A 2,227-nucleotide genomic window follows, 5' to 3' on the forward strand; every position below is an offset into this window, starting at 1 on the left:
TGCGTCCGGGCGAAGTCTCGCTCGACGAGCTCGAGCGCGCCTTCCGCGAGACCGCGATCGAAGCGCCGGCCCCCGTCGTCAAGGCCGAGCCCGCGCCGGCTGCTGAAGCTCCGGCGCCCGCCGCCAAGGAAGCTGCGAAGCCCGCCAAGGAAAAGGCCGCGCCGAAGAAGTCGATGGCCGACGAGGGCGCCGCCGAAGGCGACCGCATCGCCAACCAGTCGATCCGCGTCAACGTGGATACGCTGGAGCATCTGATGACCATGGTCTCCGAACTGGTCCTGACCCGCAACCAGCTGCTGGAGATCTCCCGCCGCAACGAAGACACCGAGTTCAAGGTGCCGTTGCAGCGCCTGTCCAACGTCACCGCCGAGCTGCAGGAAGGCGTCATGAAGACGCGCATGCAGCCGATCGGCAATGCCTGGCAGAAGCTGCCCCGCATCGTCCGCGATCTGTCGAGCGAACTCGGCAAGCAGATCGAGCTGGAGATGCACGGCGCCGACACCGAGCTCGACCGCCAGGTGCTCGACCTGATCAAGGACCCGCTCACCCACATGGTGCGCAACTCCGCCGACCACGGCCTGGAGACCCCCGCCGAGCGGCTGGCTAGCGGCAAGGGCGAGCAGGGCACCATCCGCCTGTCCGCCTATCACGAGGGCGGCCACATCATCATCTGCATCGCCGACAACGGAAGAGGCCTCAACACCGAGAGGATCAAGGCCAAGGCGATCTCCTCAGGTCTCGTCACCGAGGCCGAGCTCGAGAAGATGAGCGAAGCCCAGATCCACAAGTTCATCTTCGCGCCGGGCTTCTCGACCGCGGCCGCCATCACCTCGGTCTCCGGCCGCGGCGTCGGCATGGACGTGGTGCGCACCAATATCGACCAGATCGGCGGCACCATCGACATCAAGTCGGTGGCCGGCGAGGGTTCCTCCGTCACCATCAAGATCCCGCTGACCTTGGCCATCGTCTCGGCCCTGATCGTGGAAGCCGCCGGCGACCGCTTCGCGATCCCGCAGCTCTCGGTGGTCGAGCTCGTCCGTGCCCGCGCCAACAGCGAGCACCGCATCGAGCGCATCAAGGACACCGCGGTGCTCAGGTTGCGCAACAAGCTCTTGCCGCTGATCCACCTCAAGAAGCTCTTGAAGATCGACGACGGCGCGGCCAGCGATCCCGAGAACGGCTTTATCGTGGTCACGCAGGTCGGCAGCCAGACCTTTGGCATCGTCGTCGACGGCGTCTTCCACACCGAAGAGATCGTGGTGAAGCCGATGTCGACGAAGCTGCGTCACATCGACATGTTCTCCGGCAACACCATTCTGGGCGATGGCGCTGTCATCATGATCATCGATCCCAACGGCATTGCCAAGGCGCTCGGCGCCGCCGGCTCCTCGGCCCATGACATGGGCGACGAGAACGGCGCGCATCACATCGGAAGTGGCGAGCAGACTACCTCGCTCCTCGTCTTCCGCGCCGGCTCCAGCCAGCCCAAGGCGGTCCCGCTCGGGCTCGTCACCCGCCTGGAAGAGCTCCCGGCCGACAAGATCGAGTTCTCCAACGGCCGCTACATGGTGCAGTACCGCGAGCAGCTGATGCCGCTCGTCGCCATGGAGAGCGTCACCATCGCCAGCCAGGGCGCCCAGCCGATCCTGGTGTTCGCCGATGACGGCCGCTCCATGGGCCTCGTCGTCGACGAGATCATCGACATCGTCGAGGAACGGCTCAACATCGAGGTCGGCGGCTCAGCCTCCGGCATTCTCGGCTCGGCCGTGATCAAGGGCCAGGCCACCGAAGTGATCGACGTCGGCCACTTCCTGCCGATGGCGTTCGCCGACTGGTTCACCCGCAAGGAGATGAAGCCGTCGCAGCACTCGCAGTCGGTGCTCTTGGTCGACGACTCGGCCTTCTTCCGCAACATGCTGGCACCCGTGCTGAAGGCGGCCGGCTACCGCGTCCGCACCGCGCCGACCGCGCAGGAGGGCTTGGCTGCGCTGCGTGCGCAGAGCTTCGACGTGGTCCTCACCGACATCGAGATGCCCGACATGAACGGGTTCGAGTTCGCCGAAGTGATCCGCTCCGACACCAATCTGGGCGCGATGCCGATCATCGGCCTGTCCGCGCTGGTGTCGCCGGCGGCGATCGAGCGCGGCCGTCAGGCCGGCTTCCACGACTATGTCGCCAAGTTCGACCGTCCCGGTCTGATCGCGGCGCTGAAGGAACAGACCGCGGG

1 protein-coding gene is annotated in these 2,227 nt (G+C 66.1%); it reads left to right on the forward strand.

The annotated features are described in order from the left end of the window. A partial coding sequence (locus ABIB95_RS47280; protein WP_354249230.1) for a hybrid sensor histidine kinase/response regulator occupies positions 1 to 2,227 on the forward strand: 2,227 nt, incomplete at both ends.

The sequence above is a fragment of the Bradyrhizobium sp. LA2.1 genome, from assembly GCF_040547725.1.
In the GTDB taxonomy this organism is placed as follows: domain Bacteria; phylum Pseudomonadota; class Alphaproteobacteria; order Rhizobiales; family Xanthobacteraceae; genus Bradyrhizobium; species Bradyrhizobium barranii.